This is a genomic window from Micromonospora sp. CPCC 206060, from assembly GCF_036906895.1.
In the GTDB taxonomy this organism is placed as follows: domain Bacteria; phylum Actinomycetota; class Actinomycetes; order Mycobacteriales; family Micromonosporaceae; genus Micromonospora.
In genome coordinates this window covers 1-24,265 of sequence record NZ_JBAKHU010000078.1, presented here as the reverse complement: position 1 = coordinate 24,265, position 24,265 = coordinate 1, and the positions used below count along the sequence as shown (strand labels likewise).

Sequence of the window (24,265 nt, the reverse complement as noted above, 5' to 3'; positions counted from 1 at the left end):
GGCACTGCGGCGTGAGCGCGGTGGCAAGGCCCGCAAGACGCTGATCCAGCGGCTGGAGTCGGAACTCGACCGGCGTTGACGAGGGGACGGACGGTGTCGGTTCAGTCGGCGCGTGGTCGGTGAGCCAACGGGAACAGTCCGGCGAGGACCAGTGCCGCGCCGACCGGTAGCAGATCCAGCGATGCGGCGATCGCCGTGAACCCGACCAGCACCAGCACCGGTCCCCGCACCGGTGCCAGGGCGGGGTCGGCGACATCCGGCTCGAATCCGTACCCGCCCCGGACCGTCGAACCCTGGCTCGGCTCAGGGGCCACCTGGAACTGCGCCGTTCCCGTACCGGCGCGGGTGGCCGGGCCCCGACGTACCCCGGGCTCCACGTCCGAGGCACCGTCCGGCCCGGGCCTAACGTGTCGTCCATGAGCTACGGATCGATTGCCGCCGACCCCGCCGGGCTGCGTGGGGTGAGTACCGCGGTCAGCGCGGCGGCTGCCGGACTGCCCCGGACCTGCCCCGTCTCCGCATCGGTGGGGGATCCGGCGGCTGACGCCGCGTTGGCTGACTTCGTCCGCCGTTGGAGCAGCCAGTTCGAGCGGCTGCAGGACGCGGCGACGGTCATCGCCCGGCAGGCGAACATGACCGCGGTGGCCTTCGCCCTGGCCGGCGAGTGACCGATGACGACCGACACCGCTGACCCGGACGCCCTGCGCCGGGCGGCCCGGGACAACGGGGCCCGGGCCGGAGCCCTCGACCACTCGGTGCGTACCGTCCGGCGGGCCAGCGCCAGCTTCGCCGGCACGGGTACCGCCGGTGCCGCCCAGGTGCTGGTCGGCCCGGCCGGTGCCCGGTTCCACGGCGCCCTCGGCGCGCTGGACGCCGCGCTCGCTGCGGCGCGGGCCGCGCACGAGAAGGTCGCCCACGCCCTCGGCCTGGTCGCCGGACCGATCGAGGACGAGCAGCGGGCCCGTCGGGTGCTGGACCGCGCCGAGACCCGGCTCACCGAGGCCCGGCGGCAACTCTCCGCTGAGCAGATCGGATTCGCCGCAGCGGCCAAGCGTGCCTCGATCGACTCCGCCGCCGGGCTGGATGTCCCCGCCCCGGACATGTCCGGCGTGCATCGGGCGCAGCGGGAAGTGGAGGAGGCGGAGCAGGCACACCGCCGGGCCGCGCACCGGCACGAGGACGCGCTGCGGGACCGCAGGCGCGCCGTGCAGACCTTCGTCGCGGTGTGCCGGTCGGCCGCCGCGCTGGCTCCGGCCGTACCGTCCGCCCCGGGCGCTCCCGGCGCGGTGACCGACCACACGGTGTTCGGCCCTCGGCTCCTCGACGACGTGAAGACCCGCAGCATGACCAACCGGGGCCGGGGCACCGGCGGACGTAACCTGACCCCGGCGGAGCGGCAGCGGCTGGCCCGCAACGGCCTGAGCCCCCGAGACCCGATCTTCTCCCTGCTGTACGGCTCCCGGACCTGGCAGGGCGCGTGGAAGAACCATGAACGGACCCTGTTGCAGGGACGCAACGGCAGCGTGGAGACGCAACTGCGACTGTTGCACCGACTCGCCCGGGCCGAGGGCGGCCTGGGCCGGTTCGGGAAGGACCGGTACGGTGCCTCGCTCAACGGGCGGGCCGAGGCGTACGTGTTCGACGCCCGGGCCAGGGCCCGGTTGCGGGCGGGCGGGTTCGGCGCGCTGGGCGAGGCGTACGGCAGGGGCGGCGCGGACGCTGCCGGCGGGTTGGATCTCAACGCGGGGCCGAGCGGTGGCCGGGTCCGGGCGGAGGCGGAGGCCTTCGCCGGGCTCCGGGCCGGTGCCCGGGCAGAGGTGGACGTGCTCGGGGCACGGCCCCGGGTGGGCGCGGAAGGGCAGATCGGGGTCGGCGGCTCGGCCGGGGTGGACGCGGGGGTCGACGGTGGTCGGGTGAAGGTGCAGGCCAGCGTCGGTCTGGCGCTCGGCATCGGCGGCAAGATCACGGTCGGCACGGAGGTGGACGTACCGAAGATCGCCGGTCACGTCGGGAACGGCGCCAAGGCGGTCGCGGACGGCATCGGCAAGATCTCACCGTTCTGATCCAGCTCGATCGACCAACCACCGGGACCGGCCCGATCGGGCCGGCCTCGACGGGCCGTGCCCCATGCCACCGGGCCGGCCGGCAACAGGAAGGAGCCACGATGACCGTCGTGGAGTGGCCGAACGCGATCTCTCCCGGACTGTGGCCGTTCCGGCTGGCCGCGCCGGAGCAGTGGAGCGCCGTCGAACCGACCGAGGGGCTGATCGCCTTCCTCGGTCCGCCGGTGGACGGCTTCCGGGCCAACCTGGTGCTCTTCGGGCGGCGGCTGCCCGAGGACCTCACCCTCGGCGAGGTGGCCGAGCTGGCGCTGCTCGACGGTGGACCGCAACGGGTGGTGGATCCCGGCATCGACCGGCCGGGCGCCGCAGGTGGCCTGCCGGTCGCGGTCCGCTCCAGCGGAACCACGGTCGACGGCCGCGAGGTACGCCAGATCGCCGTGGTGACCGAGGCGCCGGACTACTCGCCGACCGGACTGCGCAGTGTCTACACCATGCTCGGCACCTGTCTGGCCGGACGCGCCGACCCGGACGAGTCGACCCTGACCTCGGTGATGGCCTCGTTCGAGTTGATCCGCTAGTCCTCCGCGACCCTGCTGCCGGGCTGATGGGCTGTCCCGGTGGCCGCCCACCACTCGACGTGAAACGTCGCGCCATGCGGCGACAGCCGTGAACCCGACCAGCACCAGCACCGGTCCCCACACCGGTGCCAGCGCGGATCGAGGACGGCACCGGGTCCGCCGCCCAGTGGCAACTCCGGGGCAACGTCTTCTGCGTGACGGCGCCGTCCGGCCTGGCCCGGAGAGGAATGAGTTCGTGGGTCAACCGGCAGGTCGCGAGTGTCGGGCGGGGGTGTGACGAGCTTCCGTACCCGTTCAAACGCGTGTCAATCGATGGAGAAGGTTGGGGCTGCCGTAGGGTGCCGCAGTGGGTTCACTCAGCCGGGCCGAGTCGGACGCGTTGGTCGCCGAGGCCGTAGTCGACGCCTACGACGACTGTGCGCCGGGTCGACCTACGGGACGGCGGGATCGTCGCGATCTGTCATCGGGGCCGAATTCGCCAGGCGATCCCGATGCTGGATCTTCCCTTGCCGGACCCGCCGCCGCTCGGCGCAGAGTGGACCGAGGCGTACCGGCACTGGGCTCGCGGTTGATTGTCATGGCGGAGGTTGTCGGCGGTGAGTGAGTACCAGTACTACGAGTTCGTGACGGTCGACCGGCCGTTGACGTCGAGGCAGCAGCAGGAACTGCGGGCGTTGTCGACACGGGCGCGGATCACGTCGTCGAGCTTCGTCAACGACTACCAGTGGGGTGACCTGAAGGGTGACCCGCGGGACTGGATGGAGCGGTACTTCGACGCATTCCTGTATCTGGCGAACTGGGGTACCCAGCGCATCGCGTTGCGGCTGCCGGTCGAGGTGTTGTCCCCGGGCATCGCCGCAGAGTACTGCGTAGGGGAGTCAGCCTCATCGTGGAAGACCCGTACCCATGTGATCCTTGACCTACGCAGTGAGGACGAGGATGGCGACGACGTCTACGACAGCGGTGGCCGCCTCGCCGCGATCCTTCCCGCGCGGGCCGAGTTGGCGGCCGGTGATCGGCGGCTGCTGTACCTGGCCTGGCTGCTGTGCGTGCAGTGCCGGGAGGCGGACGACGACAAACCGGAGCCACCCGTACCGCCCGGCCTGGGGGACCTGTCCGGGCCGTTGCGCGCCCTGGTCGACTTCCTGCGGCTGGACCCGGATCTGCTCGCCGTGGCAGCCGAGACGAGCACCCCGCTCACGGGGGAGGTGCCCTCGACGGCGGCCCTGTCTCGCTGGGTGAAGACGCTGCCCGAGCCGGAGAAGGACGCCGTCGTCGTGCGGCTGTTGCGCGGCGAGGGCACCCGTCTGCGGTCGGCACTGCTGGCCCGCTTCCACGGCAGAGACTCCGAAGATGTCGCCGGCGGGGGCCGTACCGCCGGGACGCTGTTGGCTGCCGCCGAGGAACGTAGGGCGCGACGGCAGCGGCTCGCCCGCCAGCGCGAGGCGGTCGAGCGGGAACGCCGGGAACGGGCGGCCGTTGCCGCCCGCGAGCAGCGCCTGGACACGCTGGCCGGGCGGCAGGAACAGGCGTGGCGGCAGGTCACCGGGATGATCGACACAAAGAAGCCGAAGGAGTACGACGCAGCCGTCACGTTGCTGGCAGATCTGCTGGCGCTGGCTGAACGGGACGGCCAGGTGCAGGCGTTTCGTCGGCGGGTGCGGCAGTTGCGGGAACAGCATGCCCGTAAGCCGAGCCTGCTGGACCGTCTCGACCGGGCCGGGCTCGGTTGAGGAGCCGCCGGGGTTCGATCGGCGGTCGCCACTCTCGACGGTGAAGCCGAGTTGGGTGTAGGAGCGGGATCTCGTGCGCCACATGCGCATGCAACCGCCACGGCATCCGAACCTGCCGCGATCAGTCAGTCGTCCGCGAATCAGGCGCACGGATCTGTCGAACTCCACGGTGCGGACGAGGAGGGCGCATCGCCGCCAAATCGCGCTTCGAGTGGTTCTGCTCCCGGACGGCCGTGACGGTGGTCCCCTGCCGGGGTGGCAGTCGCCGGGAAAGCCCTCCCCGTGTCGGTCGGTGGGTTTAGCGTCCGACCGTGACACGGTCACTCAGCCAAGGGAGCCCTGCGATGACGTCCCAACTCAACCCGTACCTCACATTCAACGGCAACGCTCGCGAGGCCATGGAGTTCTACCACTCGGTGTTTGGCGGCCAGTTGCGGATCAGCACGTTCGGCGAGTTCGGTTCGTCCGACCCCGCCATCGCCGACAAGGTGATGCACGCGATGCTCACCACTGATCGGGGCTACCTTCTGATGGCCTCCGACACTGCGCCCGGCATGCCGTACGACCCTGGCAACATCATCACGTGCAGCCTCAGCGGCGATCCGGGCGAGGGTCTTGAGGAGGCATGGGAGAAGCTGTCCGACGGTGGCACCGTCACCATGCCATTCGAGAAGCAGATGTGGGGCGACCTGTACGGCATGTGCATCGACAGGTTCGGCATCCCGTGGATGGTCGACATCGCCCAGCCGCAGTGACCCGTCGGCAGAGGGGTCCGGGTACACACGGCCCCCTCTGCGCCAACCGTAGGCATCCGCTTCTGCCGGCTCATGATGCGCGTCATTCGACGCGGAGCCGGGCGGCGAGCGTCCGCCGCGCCGATTGCGCGGCGGGTGCTGGTCGCGACGGTGCTTGCACGGGTCGGGGCTATCTTCCGAGTAGTCCGACGAGCGTGTTGTCAGCCTGGGCCAGGGTCGGCGGGCCGGACGACGGCGTTGTCAGGACTCGCCGGCAGTGGTCGAGTTCGACGTAGACCTCGCCGCCCGTGCCGTCGACGGTCCGGAGCACGGCGAATCGGTCCGCGGTGCCCGTGCATTGCCTCGCTGGGGGCAGTGCCGTCAACGTCTGCTCGACGGGTTCGCGTCGGTGCTGTGGGAGTATCAGTCCGTACTCGAAGGTCCCCGCGGGCTTGGATGTCCCCTGCTGCTCCCCCGGCACCCGGAACACACACAGCCGCAGGGGCGCCGTGCGCGTGAATGGGATCGACACCCGGCCTGGCCGCGCGAGGGAGATCGGATCCCCGGTCTCGGTGGCCACCATGTCCGACCACTCCTGGCCGCATCCGGAGACAGCCGCCCCAGACGACTCGAGCTCCCGTACGACCTTTTCCGTAACGGTAATCAGCCGCAGGTCCCGCACCGCCTCCCGCACCTCGGCGCGAGGCCTACCGCAGCCATCCACCGGAAGCCCTGGCCGGATCCACCGGCCCTGCGGGTCCAGCAGCAGCAGGTTCGGTACCGGGGGCATCTCCAGGGTGCAGGCGTCGGTGGTGAGCCTTTCGTCGGGTAAACGCAGCGCGGCGAGCAGGGTCGTCAGGTCGGTGGCCCGGCCCTCGGTGAGGACCAGGTCTTGACCGCGGTCGGCGCGTCGTTTCGGCTCGAGCCGGCAGTGGATCGCGACCGTGGCCGCGAAGTCGGTGCCGAGACGCGGCAGGGTGCCGGCGTCTGACGGGGGCGCGCCGAACTCCATGGGCGCGTCGACCCCGCAGGAGGTCCACCCGGCCCGGACTGCCGGCGTACCGGTCACCGGCGCGGGTAGCTGCGCCTGCCGCCCGCCGACCGGCGGCTCGGCAACCGCGCCCGTACCGCCACAGGCTGCCAGCGTGGCCATGGCCGTCACCACGGCGAGTCCTCTGACGACCGCGCGCATGTCACTCCTCGACGACCAGAGGCCCACGATCCGCACGCTGTTGAGACAACGCCGGTCGTGATCCGGTACCTCCCGATACCGTACCGCCTGTCCGGTCGCCGGGATGCGCGTTGGCGCAGGTGGCGCGCCTCCTCCTCCGCCTTGCCGCCCTCGGCCAAACCCGCCTCGCCGCCACCGCCCTGTTGCCGGTCGTTGAACCGCAGGTACCAGCGCACGGCGACCACGATCACGCCAGCGCTCAACGCAACAGGGTCCCCTACATCGCGGTCAGTGCTTCGGTTGGCGAGAGGCGGGCGGCGCGGACAGCCGGATAGAGTCCCGCCACCGCGCCCACGACGACCGTCGCGCCGACGCCGACCAGCAGCGCCCAGGCGGGCAGCGCGATCGGCCAGCTCTGACTGACGGCGTAGGCGACGGTGACCAGTGCGCCGAGCGCCACCCCCATCATCCCGCCGAGCGTCGAGAGTAGGGCTGCCTCAGTGAGGAACTGCAGCCAGATCTGGCCGCGCGTGGCGCCGAGCGAACGGCGCAGGCCGATCTCCGCGCGCCGTTCCAGCACGGTGATCACCATCGTGTTGGCCACGCCGACGCCGCCGACGAGCAGCGCGACCGCCCCGAGGCCGAGGAGCAGGCCATTGAAGGCGCGTTCGGTGGCGAGCTTGGCCTCCAGCGCGTCGGAGGGCCGGGACACCGCAGCCTCGTAGGGCGCCGCCGGGTTGGCGGTCGCCGCCAGCACGTCGCGGACGGCTGTGACCTGCGAGTCGGCCGTACGCAGGTAGATCGTGGTTGGGCGGCCCTCGGCGCCGAGATACGTCCGGGCGGCGGACGTGCCGATCAGGGCGGCGCTGTCGAGTTCGGGCAGCAGCGTGATCGGCGCGAGGATACCGACGACCGCGAAGCCCTCGTGGCCGATGTGCACCACCGTCCGCGGGTCGGGCGTGGTGATCCCGAGCCGCCGGGCAGACTCGGCGCCGAGCACCACCGCCGGGAAGTCGGCGACAGCCGGGTTGAGCCAGGCGCCGCGCGCCACGGTCGCACCGACCGTCTCGGCCAGGTCGAGGTCGACGGAGAACGGGACGATGCCGTTGGTCTGGCGCGACGGTACCCGGTCGTTGCGGTAGACATGCACGTCGTCGGGCAGCTTGCGGAGCGCGGCCGCGTTGGTCACCGGCCCGATCCGCTCGATCATGCCGACGGCGCCTTCGGGGAGTACCGCCTGGTCGGCGGCGGTCACCCGCAGCAGGTTGGTGCCCAGCCCGTCGAGGGTCTGTCGCAGGTCGGCCCGGCCGGAGCCGGAGATGCCGACCACGGCGAGCATCGCGGCGATCCCGATCGCGATGCCCAGGGCCGACAGCACGGTCCGCGACGGCCGGGCTCGCAGGCCGACGGCGCCGAGCCGGAGTACGTCGCCGACCGCGAGGCCACGCCCCGGCCGGCTCATCCGGTGACCACGCCGTCGTGCACCCGGATGCGGCGAGGGAGCATCTCGGCGATCGCACTGTCGTGGGTGATGACGAGCACGGTGGTGCCGTGGGCGTTGAGCGTACGTAGCAGGTCCATGATGGATGCCCCGGCGGCGCTGTCGACGTTGCCGGTCGGCTCGTCGGCCAGCAGCAGAGCCGGCTCGCCGACCACCGCACGGGCGATCGCCACCCGCTGGCGCTCGCCGCCGGAGAGTTCGTGCGGCCGATGGCGGGCACGGTGCGCGAGCCCGACCCGCTCCAACGCCGCCATGGCCCGTGCACGTCGCTCCTTGCGCCGCACGCCCGCATAGAGCAGGCCGTCGGTGACGTTGTCGAGCGCGCTGACCCCGGCCGCGAGATGGAACTGCTGGAAGACGAACCCGATCGACGCCGCTCGCAGGGCCGACAGCGCGCGGTCGTCGAGCGTCGCGACGTCGTGCCCCGCGACGATGACGCGGCCCTCAGTCGGCCGGTCGAGCGTGCCGATCAAATTGAGCAGTGTGGACTTTCCCGAGCCGGACGGACCCACGATCGCGGCGAGCTCACCGCGACCGACCGTCAGGTCCGCCCCACGCACGGCCGTGACGTTTCCCGGGTACGTCTTCGTGACGCCCCGGAGCTGCACGACGGTCACCGAGCCGTCCCCACGGTCATACCCTCGCGGATGTCGGGCCCGTTCACCTCGACGCGGCCGTCGGCGAACAGCCCGGTGTTCACGGCGACGATCCGCGTCGTGCCGCCCTCGACGACCTGCAGGCCGTAACCGCCCTCGGCGAGCGCGAGCAGAGCACCGACCGGAACGACGAGCACGTCCTTTCGGGTGGACGCGACGAACCGGACGCGGGCCACGCCGTCGCCCGGCACCGCGAACGCCTTGGGATCCTCGGCGGTGACCACGACCTCGACCGTGGGCTCCGGAGCGGACGCGGCGGTCTCGGCGTCCGGCGTCCGTACCGACTTGACCGTCCCGGACGCCGTCGCTCCGCCGGGCAGCTCCACGGTCACCTTCGTCTTCACCGCCGCCAGGCTTGCACTGCGTGCCGGCAACAGCGCGGTGACGAGCCGGGTGGTCTCGGTGAAGGTGAGGAGCGGCCCCTCGGCGACCTCACCCGTCGTGACAGCGTGTGACGCGACCCGGATCGGGCCCGGTGTGTAGACGACCCGACCCAGATCGACGGTCCCGGTCTCCGGCAGGCCGAGATCGCGCTGCCAACGCTTGACGGCCGAGGCGGTCGACGTGGTGTATTCGTCGTCGACGGTGAACCCGTGGTAGCCCAGCGCTTCCAGGTTGGTCTCGAACTGCTTGACGTCGGCCCCGACGGATCCGCCGGGGGTCGCCGCCGCACCAGCCGAGCCGGTCGGGTCGGGCGTCTCCGACGCGGTGGGGTCCGACGTGGCGGGCGGGGTGAGGTCGCGGTAGGCCGGCAGCGTGCCGTAGAGGAGCACGACCGGCCGGTCGTCGATCCGGACCGGGGCCGCACCGCGCTCGATCGTTGTCCCTACCGCCGGCAGCGCCGTTACCGTACCCGTCAGGCGGCTGACCAGCTCCTGTTCCGGGCCGTAGCCGACCTTGCCGGTCGCCACCGTCACGTCGACCAGCGTTGTGCGGATGACCGTGGTCGTCTCGGCCTCCGGCGCAGGTGCGGTGACCCGATCCGACGGCCACCCGTAGGCCACCGCGGCGGTCGCGACCAGCGCCGCGACGCCGAATGCACCGACCGCGACGAGCGACCGCCTCACCGGTTCTCGGGAAGGTTGTTGGCCGGGTCGTCGTACAGATGCCGGCACTTCGCTATCGCGTCCTGATATTCCGGCGTCGACCGGTAAGAGGCGTCGGTTGGGGTCTCGACCATGCCGTTTTCGTCGGGCATCGGCTCGTCCATTCCATGGCTGCGCATGCAGTCGAAGTAGGGGCGGGACCGCGCGAACTCGGCCTGGTCGACCTTGACCGGCCAGGTGGCCGGCAGGAACCTCTTGCATTTCTCGTGCGCCGCCATGCGCGCCAGCATCGTCTCGGCGTTGACTCCGGGCGTGATGACATGGGCAGTGACGAGCCGCTTCCCCTCGACCGGGTCGGGCGTCTCGGCCCCGTTGTCGGTGAGGCAGCGCGTGTAGCGCAACGCCTTGTCGTAGTCGGTTTCCTTGACGGCCGCCGAGGGGCCCGCCGACGCGGAGTCCGAAGGCTGTTGCGCGCTCGCCACCTCGGGGGTCGGTTGGGGTGACGAGCACGCCGCGAGACCGAGGAACGCAACCGCGACGATGACCACGCGTCTCATTGCACACTCCCGATCGAGTCGACGATCGCCACGTGCTCGACGGCCTGCCGGATCAGGATCCGCGGCGCCGGCCCGGTGGCCTGGCTGGGCAACGTGAGCCGGATGACCGTCCGGTTCACGCCGAGATAGACAAAGGTGGAGGGGTCGAAGACCAGCTCGGTCACGGCGTCGCGACTCCGGTAGGCAAGCGCAACGCCGGAGCGTCCGGTCACGTCGACGACGTTGGGTCGCACGGTGACGCCCGGGATCCGTCCGACCGCCGCGAACACCGCCGCCTGCACGGCCGGCGTGTGCTGGCTGAGGTAGAGCACTCGGGCGGCATTGTCGAATGCCTGGTCGTCGCTGGTACCCGACCGGCGGAGATAGGCGAGCATCGCGTCGGCGTCGACCGGCAGGCTGCCGCCGGAGCCGGGCGCGCACGACACGCGCCACCCCGGGACGGCGGTGGTCTGGTAGCCGTCGCGGCATCCGGTAGTCGTCTCGTCGTGCCAGGTGGCCTCCGGCTGGTCGAGCGGGCGCTCACGTACCAGGCCGTCGCGGGTGCCGTCGGCCGACCGCCACTCCCGCACGAGCAGCGGGCCTCCGGCGGCCGACGGCTGCGCCGGCCGCCCGTCTACGGTCAGGTAGAGCACCACCGACTCGGTGTAGATGAACTGGTCCGGCCGGGCGGCCGCTGCCGGGGCGGCCGCCGCCCGCGCCGCCGCGAGCCGTGCCACCTCCGCCGTCGCCGGTGGCGGCCGGTCGTCGCCGGATCTGGTGATCACCATAGGGACCGCAATGGCAGCCACGACCGTGGCCGCCGCAGCACCGACCAACGCCGTCTGCCAGAGGCGCGACCTGGCCCGACTCTGCGGTCGCAGAGCCCGATCGGTCGCTGAGAACACTCGGTGCCGCAGGTCCGCCGGCGGTTGTCCGGTCGGCGGGCCGAGCTGCTCGCCGAGCTCGCGCAAGAGCCGCAGGTCGGGGTCCATCACGCCTCCCCAGTGGGGTCGATGCCGCCCAGCGCGGCGCGTACCTTGCGCCGGGCCCGGTTGAGTCGGGACCGCACGGTGCCCAGTGGGATGTCGAGTGCGGCGGCCACCTCGTCGTAGCTGAAGTCGCACCAGGCGATGAGCAGCAGCACGTCGCGGTCACCGGCGGAGAGCTTGCTGAGCGCGGCGACGAGCGGGGCGCGGACGGCGGATGCGGTGACGCGGGCCGTGACGCGGTCGGCATGCCCATCGACGGCGGACTCCGTCGCGGTCCGCAACAGCGCGCGGTAGTGCGTCTTCTCCGCCCGGAAATGCCGGGCCAGCTTGCGGGCGAGGATGCCGAACAGCCATGGCCGGGCGTCGAGCCGCTCAGGGTTGTAGGAGTCGCGCTGCGCGAAAGCAGCGAGGAATGTGTCGGCGACGACATCTGCGGCGGTCTCCGCGCCCACCCTTTGATAGGCGTAGTGATAGAGCTGTGCCGCGTAGCGGTCATAGAGATCCGCGAACCGGTCCGGGTCCGTGCGGGCAGCGCGCATCGCCTCCGCGTCGATGCCCACTGCCCCCCGGATCACGTTAGGTATTTCCACTTGCCCCGGCTTGGGTTCACGGCCTGTTGGCGTTGCCGTCCGGCCTACGTTCCGGCAGGCCGAGTCAGCCTGCTCATCGGCGTCATGGCCTGAGTTGGATGGCGGTGGGGCTCGCCGGCGACGTGTCGCTTCAGGCACCGGCGGACCTCGCGCAGGGTCTTTCCCTGGGCGCTGCGTCGGTTGACGTCGGCGGGGTATTACCGCCTGGGCGGCGGTGGCTGGCCATCCTGCTCCCTGACCACCTGGCACTACTCCCGCCAAGGCGAAAATGATCTCGTCAGGGACGGTCAGGGTTCTGGACGTACCGCCGTCGACACCGCACTGCTCGTGCCGCGACCGTGACCGGTCGGGCGGGCCGGTTCAGAAGGTGTGCAGGTCCAGGGTGATCCCGTCCGATCCCCCGGAGTGGCTCACCGCGACCCAGTCGTCCCCGGCGCCAGCGAGCCAACCGGGGTAACGGCCGAGTTGGCGGCCGGTCGGCACGTCGTAAACGACCACGAACGGGCGGTCGCCCGTCGCGCCACTGACCGCCACGAGCCGTCCGGTCACGATCGACCGCCAGCTCGCCGACGCACCGGAGAGCCCGGGATCCGGCGCGGTCCACCGTGACGCGCCGGTGGCCATGTCGAGCAGGGCCAGCTCACCCTCATCGGCGTTGCGCCGCACCAGTACGGACCGGTCGTCCCCGTCGATCGGTACGCCGGAGGTGGCGCCCTCCCACTCCGCCTTGCCGGTCCGCAGGTCGATCAGCTGCGGCCGGCCGGCTGCGGTGACCGCGACCAGCCGGGTGCCGGCCCCGATCAGGATCAGCCCGCTCTGATGGTGCGCCAGCCGTTTGACGCACTCACCGTCCCCCTTGCGCCCGCTGAAGACCGCACCGGACCAGCCTCGGGCACCGGTGGCCGCATTGACGGTGGCGATGCTGACCGTGCACCGCTGGTCACCCCGGGGCGGATCGTTGTCGGTGGTCACCAGCAGGTCACCGGCGACGAAGCCGTACCAGGCCCGGCTCGGCAACCGCCCGGCACCGGCCTTGCCGGTGGCGACCGCGACGGTGGTGTAGGTGCGGGCGGTCGCGTTCAGCCGCGCCGCCACGTACTGCCCGGCGGGCGGGGCATACGGCACACGTGCACCGAGCGCCACGTCGGTCACCCGGGCGAACCGGTCGGCGGACAGCTTCCAGAGCTGGCGACCGTCCCGGACGTCCCGGGCGATGATCACACACTTCGCCGACTGCCCGGAGCCGACGCACTCTCTGTTGTAGACGGCCTGTTGATGGACGATGACGTCCTGGGTGTCCTCGGCCCGCCAGCGGGTGACGCCGGTGACCGCGTCGAGCACCTCCAGCGGCCCTCCGTTGCTGGCGCTGACGACGATCAGACCGTCGGTGACCGCGTACTGGTAGCTCATCGAGAACGGACGGCGCCACCGGTCCTGCCCCGTGGACCGGTCGACCGCCCGGAGTTCCCGCTCGTCGGGCACGACGATCATCTGGCCGGTCTGTGCCAGCTGCTGGTCGACTCGGTTGACCGACACCGACCAGATCGGGTCCGGGCCCTCCTGCCCCGGTCGGGTGCCGCTGCCCCGCAGGCTCTCCTGGCTCACCTCGACCCGCGGTGCCTGCGGTGCCGGCTGCTCCGGCGACTCCGCCCGGGGCCGGGTGCAGGCGGCGAGCCCGACGACCAGGCTCAGGGCAACGCCGGCGCGGCTCCAACGGAGTGGGCGGTACGACGGCGACAACGGTCTCTCCCTCGATCGGCGGCCGAGGCCCCACCGTAGAACCCGCTCGCATCCCACGCCCGGCACCGTCCTGCGAGACCCTGCTCGACCGGGAGTTCAAGGTCGTTCGGTACGTCGCCCTCGGGTCCGGGTACCGGACGGGCGGCACCTGTCTGGGCGGGCCGCTACGACCGGGCGGACACCACGGTGCCCTGGGCGATCGCGCACAGGGTCTCCTCGCCGTCCTGTACCGCGTAGATCTCGCACTGGCAGACGGCCTGTCGCTTTCCGACGTGCTTCGCGACGGAGCGACCGACCAGGACGCTGCCCACTGCCGGCCGCAGGTAGTTGATTTTGAACTCGGAGGTCAGGGCGTTGCCGCCGAGCGCGAGCCCACCGGCGAACGTGATCGAGTTGTCGGCGAGGTAGCTGATGACGCCGCCGTGCACGTACCCGTGCTGCTGCTTCAGTTGATCCGTGATGGGTACGGTCAGTTCCGCACTGTCGGGGCCAACCATGGTGAGCCGCGCTCCGAGGTGCTGGCTGAACGGCTGCGCGTCGAACACGTCGTGCGCGAACTGCTCAAGGCCCATCGTTCCTCCGCTGACTGACAGGAGTTTGTTGACTGGCAGATCGCCGTACGTCGTTTGGACGCCAGTGGCCGGGACGGCTATCCCGGGAATGTGTGGGCCTGTCGCCGGCCGCATTGACAGGGTGTGCCCATCGGCGATAATCAGTGGAAGTTGCGACATCTCCACATCGGATACTAACAGGGTCAACCGATCTGTCGAGTGCAGGTCGCTCCGGCCGCGATCGCCACCACCCGCCGTCCCGACGCCGATCCCGTAGCCGGAAGTGCATCGTCCGCAGACAAGTCCATACTGGATCTAAGGAACATAACTGATGAACCACCAGGAACAGGTAGACATCCTGAAAGGCCTACTGGCGCTGCGCGAACAGGGGCGCGATCAGGAAATGCTCGGGAAGGTCGTCCGGGTTCCGGTGCGCAACTATACCGACCCCGACATCCTCGACCGCGAACTCGCGAGCGTGTTCACCGATCACCCATTGGTGGCGGGCCACGTCTCGAACGTCCCCGAACCGGGATCGTACCTGCTGAGCGACTGGAACCGGATCCCGTACGTGGTGACCCGCGACCGGCAGGGGCGGCTGCGGGCCTTCCTCAACCAGTGCCGGCACCGGGGCGCCCGGCTGGTCAAGGGGGATGAGAAGCAGCTGAAGGCGTTCGTGTGCCCGTTTCACAACTGGGTGTACGACCTGGACGGCTCGCTGCGGGCCATCACCCGGCAGGAGGACTTCCCGGGCGTCGACGCCGCCGAGTACGGCCTCAGGGAACTCCCGGTCGCGGAGGCGGGTGGGCTGATCTGGATCCATCCGGACCCCAACGGCACCCTCGACCTACGGTCGTACCTGGGCAGGATGCTGGACGACCTGGTGGAATTCGACATCGAGAAACTCGTGCGATACCGCAAGACCAAGGTGGTGAAGAACGCCAACTGGAAGTTGCTGATCAAAACCTACCTTGAGGGTTACCACGTCCCGTACCTGCACCGGACCACCCTGTCAAAGGCCTTCCGGAAAGGCGTGCTGGCCCATTTTGAGGACGGGCCGCACATCCGTATGTCCGCCGCCCGTTCGAACATTGACGAAGTCCTGAACATCGACCCCGAATCGTGGCGGATCCTCGATTACGCTTCCGTCTACTACGTGCTCTTCCCGAACACGTTCTTCATCATGCATCCGGACTACGTCTCGATCAACATCTTCTACCCGTTGGCGCCGGACCGGACGATCTGGACCCACGAGATGCTGTACCGCGAGGACGATTTCCAGGGGGAGGGGGGCGAAGAGGGGCTTGCCAAGCGCTTCGCGTTCACCAACGACGTGGTGTTCGACGGGGAGGACTTCGCGGTGGCCGAGGACGTCCAGGAGAACCTCCGGTACGGCGCCAACGACTTCCACACCCTCGGTCTCGCGGAAGGGCTGCTCGCCATGTTCCAGCAGAGCATCGACGACCGCCTCGGCTGACCGGGCACCGGCGCGGCCTGTCCGTCGGGCCGCCCCACCACCCGGCTGACCGCCTCCGGTGGCGGAGTCGTCCCGGACGCACTCAAGGCCCTCTGCCCCGACCGGGGCAGAGGGCCTCGAAGCGTGGGTCAACCTGCGTCAGCAGCCACCGGCGACGGTGACCACGATGCTCAGCACGCACCAGGGGGTGCTCGGCGACTCCTCGTCGCCGTGCTGGTCGAACGTGAGCTCCTCGGCGTCGGTGTAGGCCTGGTAGCCGTCGATCAGCTGCTCGTCAGCCATCGAGATCTCCTTCTTCGGAATTGTCGCCCCAGGTTCGGGGGCAGGGAGATCCTGTGAGCCCGTCGTCGGGCCGAACAAGGGCGATGGCCGGATGGCGACATCCGTGGGCATGATGGCGTCAGCGGATTGGCGGGCCATCGTCGCCGGCAATACGTTCCCGAACATGCTGGCAAAGGTGGAGCCCCGCCCCTTGTCCCTGTCCGACTTTCCCGAGGTGAATGCATTCCTGACGGAACTCGGCCTGGGTGAGCTGGACCCCGACACGGTGCGCGCCTGTACGGGGCGCAACACCAACTGGTCGGGGCACACGAGTACGGGCGCGGCCGTCTTCGTCAAACGCCTCGACGGGGACCTGGCCGACGCGCACCGCCGGTACGACCGGCTCCTCGACCTCGACGGCCGCGACACCGAGGCTGCCGACTGGTTGCGCTTCCCCGCCCTGCTGGGCGCCGACCGCGACCGCCGCCTGGTCGTCTTCGAGTGGTTGGCGGAGGCCCGACCCGGTTCCGAGTTGGCCGCCGACGACCTGTTCGACGGTGACCTCTGCCGTCGAGCGGGACGCATGGTGGGAGAACTGCACCGCAGTGCCGACGCCCTCGACCGGTCGCCGTATCCGCTGCCCCCGACGTCGGTCCTGCGGGCCATGCCGCTGGCGGTGTTCCACCAGTCGCGCGGTCCGGAGCTGCGGTTCTGGCGGATCCTCCAGCAGGACGACCAGCTCGTCGCGGCGCTCAACCAGCTCCGGGAGGCCGAACGGACCTCTGCACCGCGCCGGCCGTGCCACTGCGACCTGCGGTTCGACCAGTTCCTGCGCGACGGTGACCTGCTCTACCTGCTCGACGGTGAGGAGTTCCGGATGGCCGACCCGGCGCGCGACGTCGGGGCGTTCGCGGGCGAGTGGCTGCACACCGCGATCCGCAGGGTCAACGCCGACCTCGGCGAGCAGGTCAGGCTCACCCACGAGGAGGTCGTCGCCCGGGGTACCGCCGAGATCGGGCGGGTCCGACCACTGGTGACCAGCTTCTGGACCGGCTACCTCGACAGCGGGGTGCCGATCGACCCGACCCTGGCGGAGCGCGCCACGGCGTACGCCGGATGGCATCTGCTCGACCGCCTGCTCGCCGCCGCCGGCGCCCGGACCCGGCTGCGGGCGGTGGACCTTGCGGCAGCGGGAGTGGGCCGTACGGCGCTGCTGAGCCCGGCGTCGTTCATCGGAACGCTCGGCCTCGTCGCCTGAAGACTGCGGCGGGCGGCGATCCCGCCGTCGTCCGCCGCCCAGTCCCGGAATGACGAGAATGTCAGTAGTCCGGATACCCGAGAAGGCCCGTTGTCCGGGTGGGACAACGGGCCGGAAACTCGCTATGTCAGCAGCCGAGCGCCCAGGTGAATGCGATGCTCACCGGGGTGGTCGGGAATTCGCTGTCGGTGTTCTGCTCGAAGTCGAGCTCTTCGACGTCGGTGTAGGACTGGTATCCGTCGACCAGGATCTCGTCGGTCATCTGGTGCTCCATTCCGCAAATTGGGATGACCGTCATCGTGCCGACGGCGTCGGGCGCCGGACAACGACGGTGGCACGAGACGGCCATCGGGTCGCACCTAGGTGCCAGGGCGGTTCGCCCGGGACGAACGTCCGCCTAGCGTCGTCGGCGTGATGGTCGCGGAGAGTTCCACCGTCGTACCGGAGTCGTCGGTCGACGACACGTTGATGGCGGCCCTGACGTCGGTCGGCGTGCTGTCGGCAACCCGGATCTATGTCGGGGGCGAGCTGGTCGAGGCAGCCGGTCCACGGGCGCTGGTCCCCGCGCTGACCGCCGCGCTCTACTCGGCATTGCACGTCGGCAAGGCGTACGACAGCTCCACCCGGCCGAACCTGCGGGACCCGGCCCTGGAGGGCAGACTCGCTGCGGCCCTGCCGCACCTGCGTACCCCGGTCCGCGCCCGGGTGCTGGAGGACGGAGACGACTGCGTCGTCGAGCTGTTGGGCGTACGGGTGCTCGTGCCCGCCGACCGGGTCGGCGCCCGTAACGACGACGGGACAGCGACGATCTCCCTCGATGCAGCCCGTCCCACCCTGTCCCCGGGCTTCTTCCTGTGCGACGGATCGGTCGGCTCGATCACCGGAACCGGACCGATCCTGCGGATCTACCTGCACCTGTCGACGGCCGACCACGCGCCCCAGGCCCTGGCCGCCGGGCTCGGGGTGCTGGAGTCCCGACAGGTGCCGTACCGCGCGAAGATCCTCTCGCTTCCCAACTCGTACCCCCGCCGCGACACCATGGTCGTCTACCTGGAGGAGACGGCCTGGCCGGTACTCGACGAACTGGTCACGGCCCTTTCCGGCGTACCCGGCCTGGTCGACGCCACGTCCCCGTTCGCCCGCCGGGTCGGGCCGGGGATCGCGGTGGCCTGGGATCCGATGGACGGCCGGGTGGGTATGCGGGCGCTGAGCTTCGGCGAACACCGGGCCCGGATGACCGCCGAGGCCGTGGTCGACCATGCGGTACAGGGTGTTCCGCTCGCCGACGCCGTCGCGGCTGCGTTCGTCCGGGGCGGCGCGGACCCCGGATCCCCCTTCCGGAACACCACGTCCCCCCACCTGCCATGGCTGGACCTGGCATGAAGGTCTCCGTTCTCTACCCCGGTCAGCCGGAGTCCCCGTCGGCCGTCGCGCCGTACGCGCAGTTCGTCCGGCGGGATGAGGCGGCCCGGCTCTGGCTGGGCCAGTCGCTGCGCGCCGAGCCCCACCAGGTGGCCGCCTACCTTGCCGGATCCGGGTCGGCGGTGCCCGTGGGCACCTCGGTGACCCTGATGCCGCTGCGTGGCGCGTACGAAGCGGCGTTGCAGGCGAGGTCGCTGGCCGTGCTGACCGGCCATCCCTACGTGGCCGGCTTCGGCGCGTCGACCCCCGACGTGGTGCGGGCGCTGACCGGTCGGCCCTACGACCGTCCGGCGTCAGCCCTCGGCGACTATCTCTCCACCATCCGCAGCCTGCTGCGCGACGAGACCGTGAACGGCATGCGACTTGCACCGCTGCGGCATCCGGGGGTCGAGGTCGGTGCCGGTGTGCTCCGGCCCGGGATGGCCCGGGTCGCAGGCGCGACCGCTGACGTCGCCGTCACCTGGATGACCTCGCCGGAGTACCTCCGCACGGTGGTCGTACCGGCGCTGCGGGCCGGAGCGGGCGACGACCGGCCGGTACCCCGGATCGTCACCGTCGCCCACGTCGCCACCAGCCGGCCCGACCGGAACCCGGAACGGCTCGCCTACCTGGCGGCCGGCCAGCACCTGCGGGCCGCCCACTACGTCGACATGCTGTGCCGCGCCGGGCTGTCCGTGTCGACCTCCGACCCGCGGGGTGGCGCGCGGGCGCTGGTCGGGTCGGGGCTGTTCACGTACGACGCGCCCGACGGGATCGTCGAGCGGCTGGCCGCGTACGCCGCCGCAGGCGTCGACGAACTGGTCCTCAACCCGTGCGGTGTGCTGCTGGCCGAGGGCGAGCAGGCCGCCGTCGACGACATCGCGGCGATCCTCAAGGCATGGGAGGCGTAGGCGACATGCCCGGCACACCCGAATTCCCGGAGTTCTCCGGTCGGCGGCTCCTCGTCGTGATCAGCGGCGCGCTCTCCGCTGCCTACCTGCCCGGATGGCTCAACTGGCTACGCCTCGGGTACCCGGAGCTGACGGTCCAGGCCATCGCGACCCGCAGCGCCCAGCAGTTCGTGACACTCGGCACGCTGAGTACCTGCACCGGGCGGCCGGCGATGTCGGACGAGTGGCCCGACCAGCTCACCGGCGGTGCACCCCATGTCGAGCTGGCCGAGTGGGCCGACTCGATCACCGTCTACCCGGCCTGCCTGAACTTCCTTGCCCGCCTGGCGCTGGGGCTCGGCGACACGCCGGCGATGCTGGCCCTCCAGTGCGCGCAGGCGCCGATCGCTCTCGCCCCGGCCCTGCCGCCGCACGGCCTGGAGAGCCCGGCTTACCGCAGCCACCGTACCGCTCTGGAGCAGCGGGCGAACGTGGTGATCGCGCCCCCCGACCGGGGACTCAGTGCCTCCACCGGTCGCCTCGACGCATCGGTCGCCGCGCCGATGCCCACGGTGATCCGCCTGCTGGAGGAACGCCGACGGACCCTGATGCCGGCATGACCGCCGCGCCCACCCTGCACCGGATGGCGACATCGTTGCTGGCCATCTCGGTGCAGCGCACCGCGGACGGCTACCTCTGGGTCCGGGAGCCAGGTCCGTCGTACCGGCCGCCGACCCCGGTGCCGGACGGACTCCTCGACCGCGTCGCACCGCTGCACCCGGCGATCCGCACCCCCACGGTCCGGGACGGCGCCTTCCACTACCCGACCGCCGGCCCGTTCTCGGCGGCGATGCTGCTCTCGGCGTTGCGGGCCGACCCCGGGCCGGAACTGGGCGGGCCAAACCGGCGCATGCTGCTGGCCGACGGTCTGCGCGCGGCGGGCGCCGCCCTCGCCGCCCTGCACCGCCATCCGCTCCCCGCGCAGGTGGTCGACGAGCATCCCGGCCCCACGCGGCTGCGCCGCTGGCTCGACGGGGACCCGGACCCGGCTACCGCCGTCGGTCGGCTGCGGCGGCAGGCGTACCCCCGGCTCGGCGCGGCCCGCTGGACGCGGCTGGATGCCGCGCTGCGCGCCCTGACCGCCGTGGCGGCCAGCGACCGGCCCGTCCTTCTGCACGGCGCCGCCAGCCTGTCCGTGATCGTCCCGCAGTCGCGGGGCCGGGGCGCCCTGCTGACCGGGGAGACGTTCGCGCGTGGGCCGTGGTGGCTGGACCTGGGTTGGCTGGTCGCGGAGCTGCACGAGGTGCAGGCAGCGGCTGCCGCTGGTCTACCGGCCGCGCCGGAGGGCGACCTGGACGACCTGCACCGGGCCCTCACCGAGGGGTACGGACGCCAGGTCGACGCCGGCATCGTCGCGATGCTGGCGGCGGCGCGGGTACTGACCCACGCCCACGACTTCGCCGCCTACGTGGGGTGGCACGACCAGCTACTCGACTACCTCGACATCACCGCTGACCTCGTCGACCGGCTTCCCGGAGGTGCCTGAGATGCCCACCTATCCTGTGGCGCCGCGCGCGGACGTGGTGGACGTGCTGCACGGCCACCACATCGCCGATCCGTACCGCTGGCTGGAAGATGCCACGAGCGGGGCGAGCCGGGAGTGGATCGCCGCGCAGGAGACCCTGTTCCGGTCGTACGCCGACAGCCTGCCGAACGTCGACGCTTTCCGGGCCCGGCTGTCCGCGTTGGAGGCGGCCGGCATGGTGGGACCGCCGAGCACCCACGGCGACCGGCAGTTCTTCATGCGTCGCGATCCCGGCCAGGAGCACATGGTCCTGCACGTGGTCGAGGCCGACGGCAGCCGGCGGGTACTGCTCGACCCGGTGGCCATCGACCCGTCCGGCCGGACGGTCGTCGACGTCTGGCAGGTGTCACCGGACGGCGCCTGGCTCACCTACCTGATCTCGGTCAACGGCACCGAGGAGTCGGTGCTCCACGTCATGGACATCGCGACCGGCGCAACGGTCGACGGTCCCATCGACCGTTGCCGCAACTCGACCATCGCCTGGGTGCCCGACTCCAGCGCCTTCTACTACATCCGCCGGCTACCGCCCGAAGCGGTACCGGCCGGCGAGGCCCAGTACCACCGCCGCATCTACCTGCACGTCGTGGGCAAGAGCGCGGACGACGACGTGCTGGTCTTCGGCGACGGCCGGGACAAGTCGACGCACTACCGGGTGCACTCCGAGCGGGGGTGGCTCACCGTTTCGGCCACCCGTGGCGGGCAACCCGGCAACGACCTCTGGGTGGCCGACCTGACCACCTCCCCGTGGGACGCCCCCGCGTTCCGGGTGGTGCAGGAGGGGGTACCGGCCCGTACCTCGCTGCGCGTCGGTGCCGACGGGGTCGCCTACCTGCTGACCGCCCGGGAGGCACCCCGGGGCCGGGTGGTGGTCACCGGGCTGCGGGATCCCGGGTACGGAAACTGGCGGGAACTCGTCCCGGAGGACCCGCACGCGGTACTCGCCGACGTCGCGGTGCTGGACGGCGCCCTCGTCGTCAGTTGGCGGGGCGACGCGGCCAGCGAACTGACCCTGCACGACCGGGGGACCGGGGCCCGGATCGGCACCGTGGACCTGCCCGGGGTCGGCACCGTCGGCGGCATGAACGCGCACGGCGACATCCTGTCGTTCGCCTACACCGATCTGACCACACCGCTGTGTGCGCTGCGGTTCGACCGGGCCACCGGGCGGACGGACGTCTTCGCCGAGCCGCCGGGTGCGGTGGAACTGCCCCGGTTCCGCAGCGCGTCGATGCCGGCCCGGTCCGCTGACGGCACGGAGTTCCGCATGATCGTCCTGACCGGCGGGGACACCGGGGGCGACGGCGAGGGCACCGACGGCCCCCGGCCGTGCATCCTCCACGGGTACGGCGGATTCGGTATCTCCATTCCCCCGAGCTACAACCCGCTGGCCCTGGCCTGGGTCGCGGCCGGCGGAACGTTCGTGATCGCCCAGGTGCGTGGTGGCGGTGAACGCGGTGCCCGGTGGCACCGGGCCGGGACCCGCGCCGGGAAGCAGCGCGTCGTCGAGGACTTCCACGCCGCCGCCCAGACCCTGATCGACAGTGGGCTGACCAGCCCAGAGCAGTTGGCGATCTTCGGTGGCTCCAACGGTGGACTGATGGTGGCCGCCGCCGCCGTCCAGCGGCCCGAGCTGTTCTCCGCTGTGGTGTCGGTGTCGCCGTTGCTCGACATGGTCCGCTACGAGCGGACCGGACTCGGCGCCGCCTGGCGCAGTGAGTACGGCAGCGCGGACGAGCCGGACGAGTTGGCCTGGCTGCTGGCGCTCTCGCCGTACCACCGGGTGCGGCCGGGCGTGGCCTATCCGGCGGCACTGTTCAGCGTCGCCGACGGGGATGTACGGGTCGACCCGTACCACGCCCGGAAGATGTGTGCCGCGTTGCAGTGGGCGACCGTCGGTGAGCGGCCCGTGCTGCTGCGTACCGATGTCGACGCGGGGCACGCCCGGCGTGCGGTCAGCAGCTCCGTCACGATGAACGCAGAGATCCTGGCGTTCTGTAGTTACCAGACCGGTCTGGAGCGGAAGTTGATGTCAGTGGCAACTCGTGACCTACCGGGACGGTGATGTTTCTCCTACCGTCCACCCCTAACGGTTGACCATTGTGAGGAGAACCATAGACATGAGGCTCCGTCGTGCACTGGCAGTCATCGCCGCGTTGACCCTCGCGTTGTTCCTGGGCAGCCCTGCGGTCGCCCCCGACCTGGCCGGATCGGCCGGTGTCGAGGCCCTGGACGCGGAGGAAGGCCACATCGATCCCTGGCACAGCGGTTCCTGGTACATGTAGGCCCGCTGGGCGTTCAATCCAGGAGACCCCGCTTCGCGGCGGCGACCCCGGCCGCGAAGCGGGTCTCCGCGGAGAGGATCTCCATGATCGAGGCGATGTGCCGGCGGACCGTGCGCAGACTCAGGCCGGTACGGTTCGCGATCGACTCGTCCTTGAGCCCCAGCGCCATCAGCCGGAGGAGCTGACGGTGCACCTCGTTGAGCGAACCGCAGGTGGGCGTGGTGGACGACTGCTGGTTCGACAGGGGCGTGGCCCGCGCCCAGAGCAACTCGTAGTACTGCCGTAACGCGTGCACGATGATCGGCGCGCGTACGTAGAGCACCCCGCTCGCGCCGCTCGGGGTCAACGGGACCAGGGCGGCGTCCTCGTCGATCAGCTTCATTTTCATCGGCGCGTGCCGGTAGATCCGTACCTCCGTGCCATGGCTGATCGCGTGCTGGATGAAGTGGTAGCCGACCTCGGTGTCGAAGTACTCGGTCGAATAGATCGAACGCCGCCGGACACCCCGCTCGACCACGGGCGCGGGCGGCGCGCTGGCCTCCTCCTTGCGGAGCGGAACGGTGAACCGCCAGGTGTGCAGCTCCATGTAGTCACGTTGGGCGGCGTTGACCATCGACAACGACAGCGCCTGGATGTCCTTGCCCGCCGTGATCCGCTTGACCGCCTCGTCGGAGTTGAAGGTCGAGCATCCGGCCGAGGAACGCCCGTTGCAGCGTGTCGACATGACGGTGCGCCTCGATCAGCCGCGAGCTCGAACTGATCAGCTGCTCCTGGAGGCCGTCGACCACTCTCTGAAACGCCAGCGACGGGTCGGTCGGCCGGATCAGTGGTTCCTCGTCGCCGTCGAGGGCCCGGTGGGCGGTCCCTGCTCGATGAGTCCGGCGAGCCGTGCGGCCGAGCCGAGAAGGTCCACCGCTTCGGACTCCGCACAGTCACCGTGTAGCGACAGTTTCACGTAACCGTCGACCAGGTCTGCGGGTACGGCACCGGACAGCAGGTCGGCGATGTGTCGAGCCGACTTCGGGTCATGACCGCTGAGGCCGGGTCGCAGCGTCATGAGTTCGGACCTCCGTGCTGCGGCGTCTGGCTTCCCTAGCTAGAGCTAGCTGCAACGCCGTTCAGTTAGGCGTGGGCGTGGCTGGTCAAGGGTGTGTTGATCGGGGTGTGAGAGGCGGGGTTCCGGTATCAAGGTTTGTCACTCCAAGACAACCCGAACCAGGAAC

The 24,265-nt window shown here is 70.9% G+C and carries 27 protein-coding genes; 13 read left to right on the top strand and 14 right to left on the bottom strand.

All coding sequences use genetic code 11. From position 1 onward, the window contains the following. Positions 1-101: 101 nt before the first annotated feature. On the bottom strand, positions 102-377 hold the full coding sequence (locus tag V6U90_RS28545; protein ID WP_334443153.1) for a hypothetical protein: 276 nt from the start codon (positions 375-377) through the stop codon (positions 102-104). 39 nt (positions 378-416) lie between these two features. Between V6U90_RS28545 and V6U90_RS28540 the strand changes: the two genes are divergently transcribed. The 5 genes from V6U90_RS28540 to V6U90_RS28520 all read left to right on the top strand — a co-directional run bounded on the left by V6U90_RS28540 (position 417) and on the right by V6U90_RS28520 (position 5,129). Beyond that, positions 417-668 carry a hypothetical protein gene (locus V6U90_RS28540; RefSeq protein ID WP_334443150.1) on the top strand — a complete coding sequence of 84 codons (252 nt, stop codon included), beginning with the start codon at positions 417-419 and terminating at the stop codon, positions 666-668. A 3-nt stretch (positions 669-671) separates the two neighbouring features. Next, positions 672-2,063, top strand: a complete 1,392-nt coding sequence (locus V6U90_RS28535; protein WP_334443147.1) for a hypothetical protein — start codon at positions 672-674, stop codon at positions 2,061-2,063. Between the two features lie 101 nt (positions 2,064-2,164). Next, positions 2,165-2,641, top strand: coding sequence for a hypothetical protein (locus tag V6U90_RS28530; RefSeq protein ID WP_334443144.1), 477 nt, complete (start codon positions 2,165-2,167; stop codon positions 2,639-2,641). Between the two features lie 596 nt (positions 2,642-3,237). Next, positions 3,238-4,374 (top strand): hypothetical protein, encoded by a 1,137-nt coding sequence (locus V6U90_RS28525; RefSeq protein WP_334443141.1) that lies wholly within the window; start codon positions 3,238-3,240, stop codon positions 4,372-4,374. A gap of 344 nt (positions 4,375-4,718) precedes the next feature. Further along, entirely contained in the window at positions 4,719-5,129 is a 411-nt protein-coding gene (locus tag V6U90_RS28520; protein WP_334443139.1) for a VOC family protein, read from the top strand. A gap of 169 nt (positions 5,130-5,298) precedes the next feature. Here V6U90_RS28520 and V6U90_RS28515 read toward each other — a convergent pair whose 3' ends face one another. The 9 genes from V6U90_RS28515 to V6U90_RS28475 form a co-directional block, all read right to left on the bottom strand. Then, the gene (locus tag V6U90_RS28515) at positions 5,299-6,120 is read right to left on the bottom strand and encodes a hypothetical protein (RefSeq protein ID WP_334443137.1); all 822 of its coding nucleotides are present in this window, start codon (positions 6,118-6,120) and stop codon (positions 5,299-5,301) included. Positions 6,121-6,556: 436 nt separating this feature from the next. Next, positions 6,557-7,741, bottom strand: a complete 1,185-nt coding sequence (locus V6U90_RS28510; RefSeq protein WP_334443135.1) for an ABC transporter permease — start codon at positions 7,739-7,741, stop codon at positions 6,557-6,559. Continuing rightward, a complete protein-coding gene (locus V6U90_RS28505) occupies positions 7,738-8,397 on the bottom strand; it encodes an ABC transporter ATP-binding protein (RefSeq protein ID WP_334443133.1) in 660 nt (219 codons plus the stop codon). Before V6U90_RS28505 ends, V6U90_RS28510 begins: the two co-directional genes overlap by 4 nt. Then, positions 8,394-9,503, bottom strand: a complete 1,110-nt coding sequence (locus V6U90_RS28500) for a peptidoglycan-binding protein (RefSeq protein ID WP_334443131.1) — start codon at positions 9,501-9,503, stop codon at positions 8,394-8,396. Before V6U90_RS28500 ends, V6U90_RS28505 begins: the two co-directional genes overlap by 4 nt. Continuing rightward, a complete protein-coding gene (locus tag V6U90_RS28495) occupies positions 9,500-10,030 on the bottom strand; it encodes a hypothetical protein (RefSeq protein WP_334443129.1) in 531 nt (176 codons plus the stop codon). Before V6U90_RS28495 ends, V6U90_RS28500 begins: the two co-directional genes overlap by 4 nt. A 5-nt stretch (positions 10,031-10,035) precedes the next feature. Next, positions 10,036-11,010, bottom strand: a complete 975-nt coding sequence (locus V6U90_RS28490; RefSeq protein ID WP_334443126.1) for a CU044_5270 family protein — start codon at positions 11,008-11,010, stop codon at positions 10,036-10,038. Further along, complete coding sequence (locus V6U90_RS28485; protein ID WP_334443124.1) at positions 11,010-11,582, bottom strand: RNA polymerase sigma factor; 573 nt, start codon at positions 11,580-11,582, stop codon at positions 11,010-11,012. Before V6U90_RS28485 ends, V6U90_RS28490 begins: the two co-directional genes overlap by 1 nt. Positions 11,583-11,957: 375 nt before the next feature. After that, a complete protein-coding gene (locus V6U90_RS28480) occupies positions 11,958-13,337 on the bottom strand; it encodes an outer membrane protein assembly factor BamB family protein (RefSeq protein WP_334443122.1) in 1,380 nt (459 codons plus the stop codon). A 164-nt stretch (positions 13,338-13,501) separates the two neighbouring features. Continuing rightward, positions 13,502-13,909 carry a PaaI family thioesterase gene (locus V6U90_RS28475; protein WP_334443119.1) on the bottom strand — a complete coding sequence of 136 codons (408 nt, stop codon included), beginning with the start codon at positions 13,907-13,909 and terminating at the stop codon, positions 13,502-13,504. A gap of 310 nt (positions 13,910-14,219) precedes the next feature. Here V6U90_RS28475 and V6U90_RS28470 point away from each other — a divergent pair, with 310 nt between their 5' ends. Beyond that, on the top strand, positions 14,220-15,365 hold the full coding sequence (locus V6U90_RS28470) for an aromatic ring-hydroxylating oxygenase subunit alpha (RefSeq protein WP_334443116.1): 1,146 nt from the start codon (positions 14,220-14,222) through the stop codon (positions 15,363-15,365). A 138-nt stretch (positions 15,366-15,503) separates the two neighbouring features. Here V6U90_RS28470 and V6U90_RS28465 read toward each other — a convergent pair whose 3' ends face one another. Further along, positions 15,504-15,647, bottom strand: a complete 144-nt coding sequence (locus tag V6U90_RS28465) for an LxmA leader domain family RiPP (RefSeq protein WP_208810990.1) — start codon at positions 15,645-15,647, stop codon at positions 15,504-15,506. 163 nt (positions 15,648-15,810) lie between these two features. On the opposite strand from V6U90_RS28465, the gene lxmK reads away from it, so the two are divergent. Further along, positions 15,811-16,884, top strand: a complete 1,074-nt coding sequence (gene lxmK / locus V6U90_RS28460) for a class V lanthionine synthetase subunit LxmK (RefSeq protein ID WP_334443112.1) — start codon at positions 15,811-15,813, stop codon at positions 16,882-16,884. Between the two features lie 127 nt (positions 16,885-17,011). On the opposite strand, the gene V6U90_RS28455 is transcribed toward lxmK, so the two are convergent. Then, entirely contained in the window at positions 17,012-17,146 is a 135-nt protein-coding gene (locus tag V6U90_RS28455; protein ID WP_334443110.1) for an LxmA leader domain family RiPP, read from the bottom strand. A 152-nt stretch (positions 17,147-17,298) separates the two neighbouring features. Here V6U90_RS28455 and V6U90_RS28450 point away from each other — a divergent pair, with 152 nt between their 5' ends. Genes V6U90_RS28450 through V6U90_RS28425 form a run of 6 tightly spaced genes read left to right on the top strand, consistent with a single transcriptional unit; the run spans position 17,299 to position 23,042 of the window. Continuing rightward, complete coding sequence (locus tag V6U90_RS28450; RefSeq protein WP_334443156.1) at positions 17,299-18,267, top strand: T3SS effector HopA1 family protein; 969 nt, start codon at positions 17,299-17,301, stop codon at positions 18,265-18,267. After that, positions 18,264-19,196, top strand: a complete 933-nt coding sequence (locus tag V6U90_RS28445) for an LLM class flavin-dependent oxidoreductase (RefSeq protein ID WP_334443107.1) — start codon at positions 18,264-18,266, stop codon at positions 19,194-19,196. Before V6U90_RS28450 ends, V6U90_RS28445 begins: the two co-directional genes overlap by 4 nt. After that, on the top strand, positions 19,184-19,795 hold the full coding sequence (locus tag V6U90_RS28440) for a flavoprotein (RefSeq protein WP_334443104.1): 612 nt from the start codon (positions 19,184-19,186) through the stop codon (positions 19,793-19,795). Before V6U90_RS28445 ends, V6U90_RS28440 begins: the two co-directional genes overlap by 13 nt. Then, positions 19,792-20,721, top strand: coding sequence for a hypothetical protein (locus tag V6U90_RS28435; RefSeq protein WP_334443101.1), 930 nt, complete (start codon positions 19,792-19,794; stop codon positions 20,719-20,721). The genes V6U90_RS28440 and V6U90_RS28435 overlap by 4 nt, the downstream gene beginning before the upstream one ends. A 1-nt stretch (position 20,722) precedes the next feature. After that, positions 20,723-22,822 (top strand): prolyl oligopeptidase family serine peptidase, encoded by a 2,100-nt coding sequence (locus V6U90_RS28430; RefSeq protein WP_334443099.1) that lies wholly within the window; start codon positions 20,723-20,725, stop codon positions 22,820-22,822. 55 nt (positions 22,823-22,877) lie between these two features. Continuing rightward, positions 22,878-23,042: a hypothetical protein gene (locus V6U90_RS28425; RefSeq protein WP_334443097.1), complete on the top strand. Its 165-nt coding sequence runs from the start codon at positions 22,878-22,880 to the stop codon at positions 23,040-23,042. Positions 23,043-23,055: 13 nt separating this feature from the next. Here V6U90_RS28425 and V6U90_RS28420 read toward each other — a convergent pair whose 3' ends face one another. Both V6U90_RS28420 and V6U90_RS28415 read right to left on the bottom strand, forming a co-directional pair. Continuing rightward, on the bottom strand, positions 23,056-23,766 hold the full coding sequence (locus V6U90_RS28420) for a helix-turn-helix transcriptional regulator (RefSeq protein WP_334443094.1): 711 nt from the start codon (positions 23,764-23,766) through the stop codon (positions 23,056-23,058). A gap of 99 nt (positions 23,767-23,865) precedes the next feature. Beyond that, positions 23,866-24,099, bottom strand: coding sequence for a hypothetical protein (locus V6U90_RS28415; RefSeq protein ID WP_334443091.1), 234 nt, complete (start codon positions 24,097-24,099; stop codon positions 23,866-23,868). Between the last annotated feature and the right edge of the window lie 166 nt (positions 24,100-24,265).